The organism is Pseudomonas sp. HD6422 (genome assembly GCF_025377065.1).
GTDB classification, from domain to species: Bacteria; Pseudomonadota; Gammaproteobacteria; order Pseudomonadales; family Pseudomonadaceae; genus Aquipseudomonas; species Aquipseudomonas putida_U.
In genome coordinates, this window is sequence record NZ_JAHWIW010000001.1 from 1 (window position 1) to 13,699 (window position 13,699).

The 13,699-nt window shown below is 61.3% G+C and carries 17 protein-coding genes and 1 pseudogene; 6 read left to right on the top strand and 12 right to left on the bottom strand.

All coding sequences use genetic code 11. The annotated features are described in order from the left end of the window. Positions 1–287 precede the first annotated feature (287 nt). Positions 288–620 (top strand): ComEA family DNA-binding protein, encoded by a 333-nt coding sequence (locus tag KY379_RS00005; RefSeq protein ID WP_261240196.1) that lies wholly within the window; start codon positions 288–290, stop codon positions 618–620. A gap of 51 nt (positions 621–671) precedes the next feature. On the opposite strand, the gene KY379_RS00010 is transcribed toward KY379_RS00005, so the two are convergent. Then, the gene (locus KY379_RS00010) at positions 672–839 is read right to left on the bottom strand and encodes a DUF2897 family protein (protein ID WP_003252762.1); all 168 of its coding nucleotides are present in this window, start codon (positions 837–839) and stop codon (positions 672–674) included. A 180-nt stretch (positions 840–1,019) separates the two neighbouring features. On the opposite strand from KY379_RS00010, the gene pyrF reads away from it, so the two are divergent. Then, complete coding sequence (gene pyrF, locus KY379_RS00015; protein WP_133330921.1) at positions 1,020–1,721, top strand: orotidine-5'-phosphate decarboxylase; 702 nt, start codon at positions 1,020–1,022, stop codon at positions 1,719–1,721. A gap of 84 nt (positions 1,722–1,805) precedes the next feature. On the opposite strand, the gene KY379_RS00020 is transcribed toward pyrF, so the two are convergent. The 3 genes from KY379_RS00020 to KY379_RS00030 all read right to left on the bottom strand — a co-directional run bounded on the left by KY379_RS00020 (position 1,806) and on the right by KY379_RS00030 (position 3,471). Further along, entirely contained in the window at positions 1,806–2,057 is a 252-nt protein-coding gene (locus tag KY379_RS00020) for a DUF3077 domain-containing protein (protein ID WP_133330919.1), read from the bottom strand. Continuing rightward, on the bottom strand, positions 2,054–2,305 hold the full coding sequence (locus KY379_RS00025) for a hypothetical protein (protein ID WP_261240199.1): 252 nt from the start codon (positions 2,303–2,305) through the stop codon (positions 2,054–2,056). The genes KY379_RS00020 and KY379_RS00025 overlap by 4 nt, the downstream gene beginning before the upstream one ends. 365 nt (positions 2,306–2,670) lie before the next feature. Then, positions 2,671–3,471, bottom strand: a complete 801-nt coding sequence (locus KY379_RS00030; protein ID WP_261240201.1) for a polysaccharide pyruvyl transferase family protein — start codon at positions 3,469–3,471, stop codon at positions 2,671–2,673. Positions 3,472–3,817: 346 nt separating this feature from the next. Between KY379_RS00030 and KY379_RS00035 the strand changes: the two genes are divergently transcribed. After that, positions 3,818–4,615, top strand: a complete 798-nt coding sequence (locus tag KY379_RS00035) for a lipopolysaccharide biosynthesis protein (protein WP_261240203.1) — start codon at positions 3,818–3,820, stop codon at positions 4,613–4,615. Between the two features lie 17 nt (positions 4,616–4,632). Here KY379_RS00035 and KY379_RS00040 read toward each other — a convergent pair whose 3' ends face one another. Beyond that, complete coding sequence (locus KY379_RS00040) at positions 4,633–5,181, bottom strand: serine acetyltransferase (protein ID WP_196174226.1); 549 nt, start codon at positions 5,179–5,181, stop codon at positions 4,633–4,635. A gap of 311 nt (positions 5,182–5,492) precedes the next feature. Then, complete coding sequence (locus KY379_RS00045) at positions 5,493–6,494, bottom strand: NADP-dependent oxidoreductase (protein WP_261240204.1); 1,002 nt, start codon at positions 6,492–6,494, stop codon at positions 5,493–5,495. Between the two features lie 1,191 nt (positions 6,495–7,685). Between KY379_RS00045 and KY379_RS27315 the strand changes: the two are divergent. Together KY379_RS27315 and KY379_RS27320 are read left to right on the top strand one after the other, a co-directional pair. Continuing rightward, positions 7,686–7,850 (top strand): annotated as a pseudogene (locus KY379_RS27315) (hypothetical protein); the annotation flags it as partial. A gap of 216 nt (positions 7,851–8,066) precedes the next feature. Continuing rightward, a complete protein-coding gene (locus KY379_RS27320; protein ID WP_397466358.1) occupies positions 8,067–8,771 on the top strand; it encodes a methyl-accepting chemotaxis protein in 705 nt (234 codons plus the stop codon). 45 nt (positions 8,772–8,816) lie between these two features. Here the strand turns inward: KY379_RS27320 and KY379_RS00055 are convergent, their stop codons facing one another. Beyond that, positions 8,817–10,007 (bottom strand): benzoate/H(+) symporter BenE family transporter, encoded by a 1,191-nt coding sequence (locus KY379_RS00055; protein WP_133330905.1) that lies wholly within the window; start codon positions 10,005–10,007, stop codon positions 8,817–8,819. A 142-nt stretch (positions 10,008–10,149) separates the two neighbouring features. On the opposite strand from KY379_RS00055, the gene KY379_RS00060 reads away from it, so the two are divergent. After that, positions 10,150–10,752, top strand: coding sequence for a glutathione S-transferase family protein (locus tag KY379_RS00060; protein ID WP_133330903.1), 603 nt, complete (start codon positions 10,150–10,152; stop codon positions 10,750–10,752). Positions 10,753–10,872: 120 nt separating this feature from the next. On the opposite strand, the gene KY379_RS00065 is transcribed toward KY379_RS00060, so the two are convergent. The 5 genes from KY379_RS00065 to KY379_RS00085 form a co-directional block, all read right to left on the bottom strand. Next, entirely contained in the window at positions 10,873–11,238 is a 366-nt protein-coding gene (locus tag KY379_RS00065) for a glutaredoxin family protein (RefSeq protein ID WP_133330901.1), read from the bottom strand. A gap of 62 nt (positions 11,239–11,300) precedes the next feature. Further along, a complete protein-coding gene (folE, locus tag KY379_RS00070; protein WP_133330899.1) occupies positions 11,301–11,846 on the bottom strand; it encodes a GTP cyclohydrolase I FolE in 546 nt (181 codons plus the stop codon). Positions 11,847–11,916: 70 nt separating this feature from the next. Beyond that, the gene (locus tag KY379_RS00075; RefSeq protein WP_133330897.1) at positions 11,917–12,477 is read right to left on the bottom strand and encodes a Smr/MutS family protein; all 561 of its coding nucleotides are present in this window, start codon (positions 12,475–12,477) and stop codon (positions 11,917–11,919) included. Positions 12,478–12,618: 141 nt separating this feature from the next. After that, positions 12,619–12,939 (bottom strand): hypothetical protein, encoded by a 321-nt coding sequence (locus tag KY379_RS00080; RefSeq protein ID WP_261240208.1) that lies wholly within the window; start codon positions 12,937–12,939, stop codon positions 12,619–12,621. A 79-nt stretch (positions 12,940–13,018) separates the two neighbouring features. Next, complete coding sequence (locus tag KY379_RS00085) at positions 13,019–13,609, bottom strand: cysteine hydrolase family protein (protein ID WP_133330893.1); 591 nt, start codon at positions 13,607–13,609, stop codon at positions 13,019–13,021. Positions 13,610–13,699 lie beyond the last annotated feature (90 nt).

Sequence of the window (13,699 nt, forward strand, 5' to 3'; positions counted from 1 at the left end):
CCTCACCGAACTGCTCCAGCAGTTCTTTGGGGATTTTGGGCAGGTCACGCAGGGGTTTCTTTTTGGTTGGCATACATGCACCTCTTACTCATGTTATGCCCGAACACAAAATTTCTGACACCCTCCTGTAGGTTGATTTTCCCCTGCATACAGATAAGAACGTTCACGTTTAATTTAGTAACTATTACTCATCCGCAGAAGCTAGGCGAATCCTCCGTGACCCGCTAGCTTGAAAAAGCAGCCAAGGAGCTGCTGCTTTCAACCCAACCTCACAGGAGTGACCCCTAATGCGTAAATCCACCCTCAAACACCTTCTGCTTCCCCTGTTCGCCAGCCTGTCGTTCAACCTCAGTGCTGCCCCTACGACCACGAGCCTCCCGAGCGACCCAGCGCCAGCGGTCAGCCAAGCCCAAACCCCCGCCAGCCTTCTGAACCTGAACACCGCCGACGCCTTCACGTTGCAACAGGAGTTAGCCGGAATCGGCAAAACCAAAGCCGAGGCCATCGTCGCCTACCGCGACGCCAACGGCCCCTTCGCCTCAGTCGATGAACTTTTGGAAATCAAGGGAATAGGCAACGCCTTGCTGGAGCGGAATCGAGGCAAACTGGTAGTGGAGTAACCCAACTGGCCGGGGCAGGGCACGACCTGCCCCGACGCCATTTCATCGCGTCTAACGATCCTGCGCATCCTTGGCATCCGCCTCGGCATTCCGCTCATGCACCTTACGCAGTTGCTCCTCAGTCAACGGCAGCTTCTTCGCCGTATCCCGCAACATCATCAGCCCACCGACGATGGAGCCAAGGGCTATGATGAGTATCAGCCATGCATACCAGGGCATTGTCATTCTCCTTAGAGCTGTCAGGCGTCGCTTGTACAATTTTTGAGCAATTACCCGGTCCATTGGTTCAATTATAGGAGTGGCGCGATGCCAGGCCAATTCCGATGACCCACGGCCCCCAAACCCCGGCCCACTTCGTTTACAATGCGCGCCGTTCAAGACTTGCCAAGAGACCCGCCCATGTCCGCCTGCCAGACGCCCCTGATCGTCGCCCTCGATTTCCCCACCCGTGACGCAGCCCTGAAGCTGGCTGACCAGCTCGACCCAGCCCTGTGCCGGGTGAAGGTCGGTAAGGAACTGTTCACCAGTAGCGCCTCGGGTATCGTCGAAACCTTGTGCGAAAAGGGCTTCGAAGTGTTCCTGGATCTCAAGTTCCACGATATTCCCAACACCACGGCCATGGCGGTGAAGGCTGCAGCCGAGATGGGTGTTTGGATGGTCAACGTGCATTGCTCTGGTGGCCTGCGCATGATGTCGGCCTGCCGTGAGGTCCTGGCCAAGCGTTCCGGCCCGCAGCCTTTGCTGATCGGCGTGACCGTGCTGACCAGCATGGAGCGTGAGGACTTGGCTGGTATCGGTCTGGATGTCGATCCGCAGGAGCAGGTGCTGCGTTTGGCGGCACTGGCTGAGAAGGCGGGGATGGACGGCCTGGTGTGCTCGGCGCTCGAAGCGCCTGCGCTGAAAGCTGCGCATCCTGCGCTACAGTTGGTGACACCTGGTATTCGTCCGGCAGGCAGTGCTCAGGACGATCAACGTCGTATCCTGACGCCGCGTCAGGCGCTGGATGCAGGTTCTGACTACTTGGTGATTGGTCGGCCGATCAGCCAGGCGGCGGATCCGGCTCAAGCATTGGCAGCAGTGGTGGCAGAGATTCGCGGTTAATCGTCGCCTTGACGATGGCGTGAAGGAGGGCCGGCATTTTGATGCCGGCCCTTTTTATTGCCGGTTGCGCCGCTTCGGTGTGGATCAACCACCGCAGTTCAAGCCAATCTCCATGTCGTTGATCAGCGCCTTGGCCATGGCGCTGAGCATGCGCGCCGCGCTGCCCGCGATCAGGTTACTCTCCATTTCCGCCTCCTCGGTCAAATGCTCGATGCAGCCCAGGAGGGCGGAGAGCTCCGAAAACGCATGGTCGAGGGGAATACCTGGACGTACTGCGTACAACTCGGAAAACGTGGTTTGGCCTGCGGTGGAGCGGGTGCCGAGAATAGCCTTCATTGGCTACCTTCCAGTGTGTGAAGGTGGGTGAGCACCGCAGCCAACAAATCGCTGGAGATCGTCATGTCATTGAGGGCGGCCTTGGCATGTTCCTCGGTCTCTGCGTTCAGATACCGGTTACTGGCGTGAGTGAAGCTCTCCATGAGCCTGCTGGCAGAGAATATGGCATCTTCGCGGGTGATGTGGGCGGGAACTGTGTAACGGGGGGAGCGATCGACTGGAGGGTCGGGTACGATTTTCTTTTTCATAGGGCACCTTTGTTGTGAAAGGAGCCACCACTTCAACTTTTCTCACGGGTTTTGGGTGGCGGCCATGCGCGGGGTGAGAAAACCGAGAACAAAGGCAAACCTCGGCCAGACCGAAGTCTGCCCGCACACGACCGCCATAACGGTACCGCCATTTGTTCGTCGGGTTTCTCACACCCGGCCACCATCAACTGGTGACCTAGGAACGTTATTCCTGGGGTATTGGCCCGACAACAATGAAACTTCTGCGGTGAGCGTAGGATAGTTCCGAACCTGCTTTGTTTTGAAGCATCCGGTTGCAGGTTCGGAAAAGTCCTACGGATAACGCACTCTGCCCGCGCCGCATTGATAGAAATCGCAAGACGTACTCAGAAATCAGGGAAAGCCTTCACCAGCGCTTGTTTCATGTCATCCAGCCCCGGTCGAGCATACGCTTGCAAGGCAGCATCGATCGTCCACGACTGATCCAGCAATATCTCATCAACCGTCAGCGGCGCTGGGTTATCGATGCCAAAGCTGGTGTAGTAGTCCTGGAACTTGTATTCCCACCGAGGGCAGCGATTCGTTGATAGCCACTGGTTCGGCACGCCATAGGAGTCCGCGACGATCAGTCCGTGCAGGCTGGTCGACAGCACGAAATCGCAAGAGGCGATCTCGGCCAGTACTTGTTTCACGGGCGAATAGACGTCGATCACCTTAGCGCCGGGGATCCTGGTCAACAGTTCAGCCATTCGCGTGTTCTTTCGATCACGAATATGCGGAATCAGGCCGACGCGGATGCACTTGTCGATCGGCTTGTTCACCAGCGAAGCCGACAGCAGCCCCGGATCGCCCAGTACGGGTTTGACTTTTTTTCCGCGAATCTGGCTCAGGCACTTGGTACCGCGTACCGCATGAAAGTGATGCCGGCCAGAGAATACATCGTCTGGGTTGCCAGAGCCGGTGCCCCAGATATGCAGCTTGCGCGGGAAACCCCAGGTCTTGGCCTTCTTTTCCCGCCCCAGGACGCTGCCGATGGCGATCATGTCCGCACGCCGAATCGACGCGTGCTCCACTTTGCGGCCGGAGACGAACTCCACGATGTCGGCAGACAGGTAGTCACCGAAATTCTGTTGGGCGGCATTGTCACGGCCACTGCCACGGCACCAGAAAAGTCTGATCGGCTTCATTGTTCTGATTGTCCTTCCAGGGATGGCTACGCGCCGGGCGCGTGGGTCCAGTTCTATACGGGGTGCAATTGCTGCAACCGAGAGGTCATACATCGAAAGGCGCGTAAAGCGTCCTGGCCGACGGGCGGCGAGGAATATAACGGCTGAACAATGAAGGCGCAATGCTATTATTCTGGCAAAGTAGTCGAGATATCTCATTGATTTGTAGAAGTAAAAAATTTGAAAGCAGGTCGATTCGCGCCTCTGGCGTTGCACGAGCAGGTGTGGGGACAATGTGGGAAAAGCGCGAACAACGCTTGTCGGAAGTCTGTATACTCCCGCCCGCGCAGAACTTGGTGGAGGTAGAGTGGAAGCAGTTAGCATCAGAACGCCCGCCCGGCAAAGCTCGGTCAGGGATTTTTCAAGCTGCCGCGATATTGCGCAGGGGCCTGTATTCATTGTGGCTTCGGGGAGCTCTGCGAAAGATTTTCCCCTTCAGCGTTTTGCCGATATCCCCATGATCACGCTCAACGGCGCGATCTCGATGTTTCATGATCACGCTATCAATCCGTATTTCTATGTTTGCACCGATACGGGCTTTCCCATTCAGCAACCTGATCTCTACGCGCACGCACTTCGGCTGAGTGAGCGTGTTGCGTTATGGCCGGATCAAATACAAGCCGTTCCATCCTCAACCGATGCGGAACTTTACCCACTGGTGAAGGCTAGCCGCTCGAGCGTCTACGAGGCCGCCTTCAACCCAGACCCGGACTTGGTGCGTAGCCGTGCCTTCTGGGATCACCGTTCGCGCACTCTGGGTTTTAGCAAGGATCTTTCCCGAGGGTACTTCGATGCCCGCACCGTGGCCTACGTCGCGCTGCAGATCGCCTATCACCTGGGCTTCAACCAAGTGTTTCTGGTTGGCGTGGATCTCGATCAGGCGGCAGGGCGGTTCTATGAAACGGCCGGGCGCGCCGTTTCGCCTTGTGGGCTGGATGAGGCTTATGAACGGCGCATCCTGCCAGCACTCAAGTTGATGGCCGAGCGCGTGGTCGATGAGCGTTTCGCGGTTTACAACCTGTCGGCAACTTCCCGAATCCCGGAGTCCGTGATTCCCAAGGTGACTATCGGCGAGGCGGAATCACTCATCTTCCCGAAGGCTTGAACTGCACTGGGCGCTGATCACTTCTGCATGCAAGTGGCGGTGCGCTGGTTGTAGAACACGCAGTCGTCAGGGATGTCTTTGTTCACCAGCGACATTGCGCCAATGGTGACGTTGTTGCCGATCTTCAACTGGTCGGCAATGATGCAGCTGTTGGCGCCCAGGCTGACGTTATCGCCGATGACCAATGAGTAGTGTTCTTGACCAAGCGTCTTGATGCCCACCGTGCAGTTCTGGCGAATGAAGAAGCTTCTGCCAATCTGGGCATACCCGCTGATGACGACCCCTGGCAGATGAGCAATGCGCAGGCCTGGGCCGATGCAGGCGTCCAGACCGATATCCACGGCATACCTGCGATTCAACCGTTGATTCAGGCGTCGAGCGTAGGCCCGGCGCAGACCGCCTTTGGCATTGAGATACTGGGCGAGGCGGAACATGAACAGGTAGCGCAGCACGTTGTACTTGCGCGCTCGTTTGATCACGTTGAAAAACAGGCTGGTACGGCGGCCAGGTTTTTTCTTATTGGAAATTTCCAGGCGCCAACATTCGAGAAGTTGGTCGAATTTCAAGGTGCAATTCCGGTGGGTGACTGCGGCTGCGTCGGTTGGCAGAATCAGGGCGCGGGTATGATGGCTGAGGCGGAAGCGGGCGTAAAGCCAGCAGCGGAACGTAGCGAAGCAGACACCTCGCTGAATGGCACAGGCTCCGCCCGTGTTCGCGGCGGCTCGGCGCCCTGGTCCTACAGGATTCGGCGGCGTATTTTCCGCCTGATGATCCTGCAGGAGCGAGGTTTTCGGGGCTTTAGATCTGGGGTTGCTGCGCAGCCCTTCGCGGCACAAGGCCGCTCCCACAGGGGGCTGCGTCGGGCTTGAGGAAGTGGTCAGACCTTCAGCACCAACTTGCCAAAGTTCTCGCCACTGAACAGCTTCAACAACGTCTCAGGGAAGGTCTCCAAGCCCTCCACCACATCCTCCTTGCTCTTCACCTGCCCACTGGCCAACCACCCAGCCATCTCCTGCGCCGCCTTGCCATAATCCTTGGCATGGTCCATCACCACGAACCCTTCCATCCGCGCCCGGTTCACCAGCAGCGCCAGATAGTTGGCCGGACCCTTGACCGCTTCCTTGTTGTTGTACTGACTGATGGCCCCGCAGATCACGATCCGTGCCTTGAAGTTGATCCGCGTCAGCACCGCATCCAGAATCTCGCCGCCCACGTTGTCGAAATACACATCCACGCCCTTGGGGCACTCGCGCTTCAACCCGGCCAGCACATCCTCGGCCTTGTAGTCGATCACGCCGTCGAAGCCCAATTCATCCTTGAGGTACTGGCATTTCTCCGCCCCGCCAGCGATACCGACCACACGGCAACCTTTGATCTTGGCGATCTGCCCGACAATGCTGCCCACGGCACCGGCGGCACCGGAAATCACCACGGTTTCACCGGCCTTGGGCTGGCCGACTTCCAGCAGCGCGAAGTAGGCGGTCATGCCGGTCATGCCCAGGGCCGACAGATAGCGGGGCAGGGGGGCGAGCTTGGGGTCGATCTTATACAGGCCCTGGGGGGCGCCGGTGAAGTAGTCCTGCACACCCAGCGGGCCGTTGACGTGATCGCCTGGGTTGAAGTCCGGGTGCTTGGAGGCGACGACTTCGCCTACGCCCAATGCACGCATCACCTCGCCCAGTCCTACCGGTGGGATGTAGGACTTGCCTTCGTTCATCCAACCGCGCATGGCCGGGTCCAGCGACAGGTACAGGTTACGGACCTGGACCTGACCCTCGGCTGGCTCGGCGACGGGGGCGTTCTCGAAGGTGAAGTCGTCGCGGCGTACAGCGCCGACGGGGCGTTTGCTGAGCAGGAAGCGGCGGTTGGTCTGGGTCATGGCGTGTCCTCGAAAAGGGCTGACAAGGGAAACTCGATCAATTTACCTTGTTGATGCTGGCCGGTGCCTAATATCACCGACAAGCATGGTAGCCCAACTGCGGACCTGATGATGCTCGAGCGTCATCTGAACAGGTGACCAGCCAAATCGTGTCGCCCACTGGCAGGCTGCGGCCACCCAGACGTTGTTTCCGCACACAGGGCGACCTTCATCTCGCTGAAAGCGACACGGTGATACTCATTTGACACTATCGTGGCGCCAAGCCCTTGTCCCTGGCGGGCGCTGTTGCCACTCTTGGCCTTTCGGCAAAGCCTGACAAGTTGAAGGGGGATCGCCATGGGCACGACCCGGCACGGTGTGTTGGCAAACCTGGGCATGGCCCGCAAGCTCGGCTTGGGCTTTGCCCTGGTGTTGTTGTTGACCCTGGCCGTGGCAGCCATCGGCATCGCCGCGCTGCAGGGTGTGGCCCAGCGCTTCGAAGGCTTGCGCGAACTGTCTCAGTTCAACACCGACCTGCTGCGCTTGCGCGAGCATGAGCAAGCGTTCGCCTTGCGTTCCGACAACCAGCAGGCCGAGGCCTTGCGTGGCGGCCTGAAGGATCTGGTCGAGCGGGTCCAGGGCTTGCCTGGGCTGGACGGGGTGCAAGCGGACCTGGCCGCCTATGGCCAGGCCTTCGATGCCTTCGTTGGCGTGGTCCAGGCCAAGGAGCTGGCGCTGGACACGGCCAGCTGGGCGGTCACCAGCATGGGCGGCAATCTCGATGTGGTCCAGGCCGGCCTGGCCGACGATGGCGTTTATACCCTAAAGCAATCCCAAGGCCAGCAGGGCAGCGAGTTCCTCGAACAGGCCGCCCAGGTCGGCCAGGTATCGCGGCTGATGATGCAGGCCATGGACGAGGCCCGGGTGCGCCTGGACAAGAGCCGCAAGGGCGAGCCGAGCGAGGGCCAGGAGCGCATTGCGCAAACGGTCGATGCCGCCAATCTGGTCGACCAGCTCAAGACGGCGGTCGCGGACCCTGGCTACCGCAGTGTGCTGGGCGAGGTGGCCGGGCACATTGCCGGGTTCTCCGAGAAGCTCGATGAATACACCGACCTGCTGGGCCGCGAGCAGGGCCTCAAGGCGCAATTGCAGGCCCGCGCCGGTCAGGTCACCCAGCGCGTCGAGCAGGCCTACGCCGGGCAGCAGCAGGCCATGCAGGCGGAGCTCTCGCGCAACAGCCTGGCCATCGCCCTGGGTGCGGGGCTTGCCTTGTTGGTGGGGATAGTGGCCGGCTGGCTGATCACCCGGGCACTGGTCTTGCCGCTCAAGGGCGTCATCGATCGCGCCCAGCGCATCGCGGCGGGGGAGCTGGTGCACCCGCCCCATGCGCCGCGGCGTGACGAAGTGGGTCAGTTGATGCAGGCCATGCAGCAGATGGAGCAGGGGCTGGCAGGCATCGTCAGTGGTTTGCAGCAAGGTATCGAGCAATTGGCCGACAATGCCCAGGCGTTGTCGGCGGTGACCGAGCAGACCAACCGTGAAGTCGGCAGCCAGAAGGAAGAAACGGAGCAGGTGGCCACTGCCATGCAGCAGATGACCGCCACCGTGCACGATGTGGCGCGCAATGCCGAGCAGGCTGCCGAGGCCGCCCAGGCCGCCGACGACAAGGTCGACAGCGGTCAGCAGGTGGTGCGCCAGAGCATGCAGCGTATCGAACAACTGGCCGAAGCTGCCGAGGCGGCCAGCGCCGGTATCGAGAGCCTCAGCGCCGAGATCCACACCATTGGCGATGTCTTGGAGGTGATCAAGAGCGTGGCCGAGCAGACCAACCTGCTAGCGCTCAACGCGGCGATCGAGGCGGCGCGGGCGGGCGAGCAGGGGCGTGGCTTCGCGGTGGTGGCCGATGAGGTGCGGGCATTGGCTCGGCGTACCCGGCAGTCCACCGAGCAGATCGAGCAGCTGGTGGCCAGCCTGCGTGGCAACGCCCAGCTATCGGTGACGCAGATCCGTGGCAGTACCGAGCTGGTGCGGCTGGCGGTGGCTGACGCACTGCAGACCGAGAGCGCCTTGGGCAGCATCGCCTCTGCGGTGTCGCTGATCCAGCAGATGAACCAGCAGATTGCCGCTGCAGCGGAGCAGCAAAGCTCGGTGGCCGAGGAAATCAGCCGCAGCGTCACCCATATCCGCGGCAGTGCCGATCAGGCGGCGCTGGCGATGGCGGGCAATGCGCGTTCCAGCGTCGAACTGGCGCGCTTGGGCAGCGACTTGCAGGGCATGGTAGGGCATTTCAGGCTGTGAACGGTGCCAGCGCGCAGGACGCGCGCTGGCCTTTGTGCGGATGCGTCAAGCTTGGCGCGGATTCAGAATCAGCAAGGTCAGCACCCCTGCCACGATCCCCCAGAACGCCGAACCGACCGAGAACAGCGTGAACCCCGACGCCGTCACCATGAAGGTGATCAACGCCGCCTCACGCTCCCTGGCCGCGCTCATGGCCACGCTCAGCCCGTTCATGATCGAGCCGAATAGCGCCAGGGCGGCGATCGACAGCACCAGCTCTTTCGGCAGTGCGGCGAACAGCGCCGCGAGGGTGGCGCCGAACGTGCCGGCGACACCGTAGAAGATTCCGCACCAGACCGCGGCGGTATAACGCTTGGCCGGATCTTCATGGGCATGCGGGCCGGTGCAGATCGCTGCACTGATCGCCGCCAGGTTGACCCCGTGCGCGCCGAACGGCGCCAGCAGCAGCGACGCCAGGCCAGTGGTGGAAATCAGCGGCGAGGCCGGGACCTGGTAGCCATCGGCTCGCAGCACCGCCACCCCTGGCATGTTTTGCGAGGTCATCGCCACCACGAACAACGGTATGCCGATGCTGATGGTCGCTGCCAGGGAGAAGCTCGGCGTGGTCCACACGGGTTTGGCCACCTCCAGGTGGAAACCACTGAAGTCGAGCAGGCCCAGGGCCCCCGACAACGCCGTGCCCACCAGCAGCGCGGCCAGCACGCAATAACGTGGCGACAGGCGCTTGACCAGCAGGTAGCTGAAGAACATGCCCAGTACCAGCACCGTGCGGTGCTGGGCGGCGACGAAGATCTCGCTGCCGATCTTGAACAGGATGCCGGCCAGCAATGCCGAGGCCAGGGAGGCTGGAATGCGTTTGACCAGGCGATCGAAACTGCCGGTCAGGCCGCAGATCAGCACCAGCACCGCGCAGGTGATGTACGCGCCGATGGCCTCGCCGTAGCTGACCCCGCCCAGGCTGGTGATCAACAGTGCCGCTCCGGGGGTGGACCACGCCACGGTCACCGGCGTGCGGTAACGCAAGGAAAGGCCGATGCTGCACACCGCCATGCCGATCGACAGCGCCCAGATCCACGAAGAGATCTGCGCGCTGGTCAGGCCTGCTGCCTGGCCGGCCTGGAACATCAATACCAGGGAACTGGTGTAGCCGGTGAGCATGGCGATGAAGCCGGCGACCACCGCCGAGGCGGAACTGTCTGCCAAAGGCCGCAGGCGAGCGGAGGTGGCATCGGTCATGGGAAAATCCTTGTAGAGGTGTAAGCAGTTTTTTCAGCCTAACCCGTGGGCAGGTGATCTTTGCCATACAGCAGGTATTGCTTTTGGCCGTACAGTTGCCACTATTGGGCAAATGCTGTGCAACTGCACGAGGGGAGGGGTGATGTACAAGGTTTATGGGGATTACCAGTCGGGCAACTGCTACAAGGTCAAGTTGATGCTCGCCTTGTTGGGTCAGCCTTGTCAGTGGCAGCCGGTGGACATACTCAAGGGCGAGACGCAAACGCCGGAATTTCTGGCCATGAACCCCAATGGCAAGGTGCCGGTGTTGCAGCTGGAGGACGGTACCTGCCTGTGGGAGTCCAATGCCATCCTCAACTTCCTGGCCGAAGGCAGCGAGTTCCTGCCCAGCGAGCCGCGCCTGCGCACCCAGGTGCTGCAATGGCAGTTCTTCGAGCAGTACAGCCATGAGCCCTACATCGCGGTAGCGCGGTTCATCCAGTTCTATCTGGGGCTGCCGGACGAGCGCGTGGACGAATACCGCAAGTTGCACAAGGGCGGCTACAAGGCGTTGAAGGTGATGGAGCGGCAGTTGCAGATGACGCCGTACCTGGTGGGGGACCAGTATTCGATTGCCGATGTGGCGTTGTATGCCTACACCCATGTGGCGCATCAAGGTGGGTTCGATCTGGCGGATTACCCGGCGGTGCAGGCCTGGTTGGCCAGGGTGGCCAGCCATCCGCGGCATGTGCCGATGGTGGAGTAATCCTGTATTGGCCTCTTCGCGGGCAAGCCCGCTCCCACAGGGACCGCACAGCTGCTACATACTGTGCTGCCCCTGTGGGAGCGGGCTTGCCCGCGAAGCAGACGATCGATTTTATCAGGGTTACGCGAACCGCTTGTCCAGGTACGCAATGATGTCCTTGGACTCATACATCCAGGTCACCTGGCCTTCCTCCTCGATCCGCAAGCAAGGCACCTTCACCCGACCACCGCCTTCCAGCAGTGCCTGGCGGTGCACCGGGTCGTTCTTCGCATCCCGCAGCCCGACCGGTACATTCAACCGATGCAGGGTACGGCGGGTCTTCACGCAGAACGGGCAGGCATGGAACTGATACAGCGTCAGGTCCTTGGCCGCCTGGTCGACCTGTGCCTGGGCCGCGGCATCACGCTTGCGCTTGGCCGGGCGGCTGATCCAGTCGCCGAACACGATGAGTTGGCCGAGGCCGACCCGTAGGGCTTTGACGATCATTGGCAACATACTCCTGAAATGAAAAAGCCGACCCCTGGGGGCCGGCTCGGGTCACGCGGCGATCACTTGATCAGGCCGAGGAATTCCATGCGGGTGGCAGGATTGTCGCGGAACTCGCCGAGCATCACCGAGGTGAGCATGGTCGAATTCTGCTTCTCGACACCGCGCATCATCATGCACATGTGCTTGGCTTCGATGACCACGGCAACGCCAGCGGCACCGGTGACCTGTTGCACGGCCTCGGCGATCTGGCGGCTGAGGTTTTCCTGGATCTGCAGGCGGCGGGCGAACATGTCGACGATCCGCGCGACCTTGGACAGGCCCAGTACCTTGCCTTTCGGCAGGTAGGCCACGTGGGCCTTGCCGATGAACGGCAGCATGTGGTGTTCGCACATCGAGTAAAGCTCGATGTCCCGGACCAGCACCATCTCGCTGTTGTCGGAGGAGAACAGCGCGCCGTTGGTGACTTCTTCCAGCGTCTGCTCGTAACCGCGGCAAAGGTACTTCATGGCCTTTGCAGCCCGCTTGGGCGTGTCGAGCAGGCCCTCACGGGAGACGTCCTCGCCAATCTGGCTGAGGATCTCGGTGTAGTTCTGTTCCAGGGACATTGATCTACCTGTGGGAAAAATCGCAAATAAAGAAGGGTACGGCGGCAATGGCGCCGCTGCAAGCGCGGCGCTACTCGTCGCGGCCTTCCATCATGGTTCGCTTGAGCATCACATAGACCGCGCCAGTGCCGCCATGGCGGGCCTGGCACGAGGTAAACCCTAGCACTTGTGGGTGCTGACGCAGCCACGTGTTGACGTGGCTCTTGATCATCGGCCGCTTGCCGTCCAGGCGTGCGGCCTTGCCGTGGGTCACGCGCACGCAGCGTACTTCGAGCTGGGTCGCCTCGGCAATGAACGCCCACAAGGTCTCGCGGGCTTTTTCCACGCTCATGCCATGCAGGTCGAGGCTGCCCTCGAACGGAATCTGCCCGAGCTTGAGCTTGCGTATCTGGGTTTCCTGTACGCCGTCACGGCGCCACATCAACTCATCCTCGGCGCCCACGTCGATCACGAACTGGTCGGACAGGCCGTCGATCACCAGCGTCTGGTCGCTGCGCACCGTCGCCGCCTGGCGCAGGCCGGCGAGCTGCTTGCGGTCAGCCTTGGGCTTGCCGACATCGGCGCGGTCGTGCTTGATCGGCTTGACGCCGCGCACTTCGGCGTGGAAGAGGGAAAAGTCGTCGTCTTGCATGATGCCTCCGCTAGGGCGGCGTAGTTTACGCTAATGGCCTTGTGGCGTCAGTACCGGCCTATTCGCGGGCAAGCCCGCTCCCACAGCTACGGCGCATGCCTGGCATTTGGCGGGGGCCTTTGAGCAGCGAACCGAAAAGCCTCACTCGTGTTTCTTCATCAAATGCGGCGACAGATTCAGCTCGCGCCCGCGGCGCAGGCGGATGCGGCTCCGGCGCCAGAAGCGCACACCCAGGTACAGCAACAGCAAGCCCACCACGGCCACCACCGCGGCCATCGGCCGGTTGGCATTGAGGTCGGCCAGGGCTTCGTAGTTGCCCAACAGGCCAGACACGCCGGCCATGGCCAGCAGCACGCCCAGCGTTGCCAGCAGGGCGGACAGGCCGGCCGCCAGGCGTGCACCCCAGTTGCGCGGTTCACGCGGGCGCAGGCGCTTGGCGTCGAAACTGCCTTTGATCTTCATTCCGATTTCCTCTCTGGACATCAGGAATTCGACCTGGCGCGGGCTCTCCGGTTCCGCCCGGCTGCCGGGCGGTATGCGCTCAGATCAAACTGGCGGTGGGGGCGACGCAGGCGAAGTTGTCGGCCATCACGGCCATTTCACCTTGGTGGATCTGCGCGGCCGGGATCACCCTATCCTTGAATGCCAGGTCGCGAGTCGCCGAGGCGTCTTCCACCAGGGTACAGCGATAACCATAGTCCTTGGCGCGGCGCACGGTGGTGCTCACGCTGGAATGGCTCATGAAACCGCAGACGATCAGGTCCAGATGCCCGAGCCCCTGCAGCGTCTCGTGCAACTGGGTGTTCTTGAATGCATTGGGCATGCGTTTTTCGATGACGATCTCGCCGCTGTGCGGCTCCAGGCCGGGGATGAACTCCCCTGCAGGACCCTGCGGGTCGAAGCGCCCACCGACCGTGCCGAGGTGGCGAACATGGATGATCGGGCGGCCCGCCTTGCGAGCGGCCTCGAGCAACCGGGCGATGTTGGCCACGGCCTCGTCCATGCCCGACAGTTGCAGAGGACCGCTCAGGTACTCCTTCTGCGCATCGATGATGATCAGGCTGGCTTGGCTCAGCTTGGCCGGCGGATAGTCGCGGCCAGTGAGGCGGAACATCGTGGTTGGAACGGACATCAAGGGCTCCTTGGATAGGGCTTTTGTAGCGCTATTGTCCCCTGCCTTGAGGTCAATGGGAATGGTTGACATCAAAACTGGCGTGGTTAC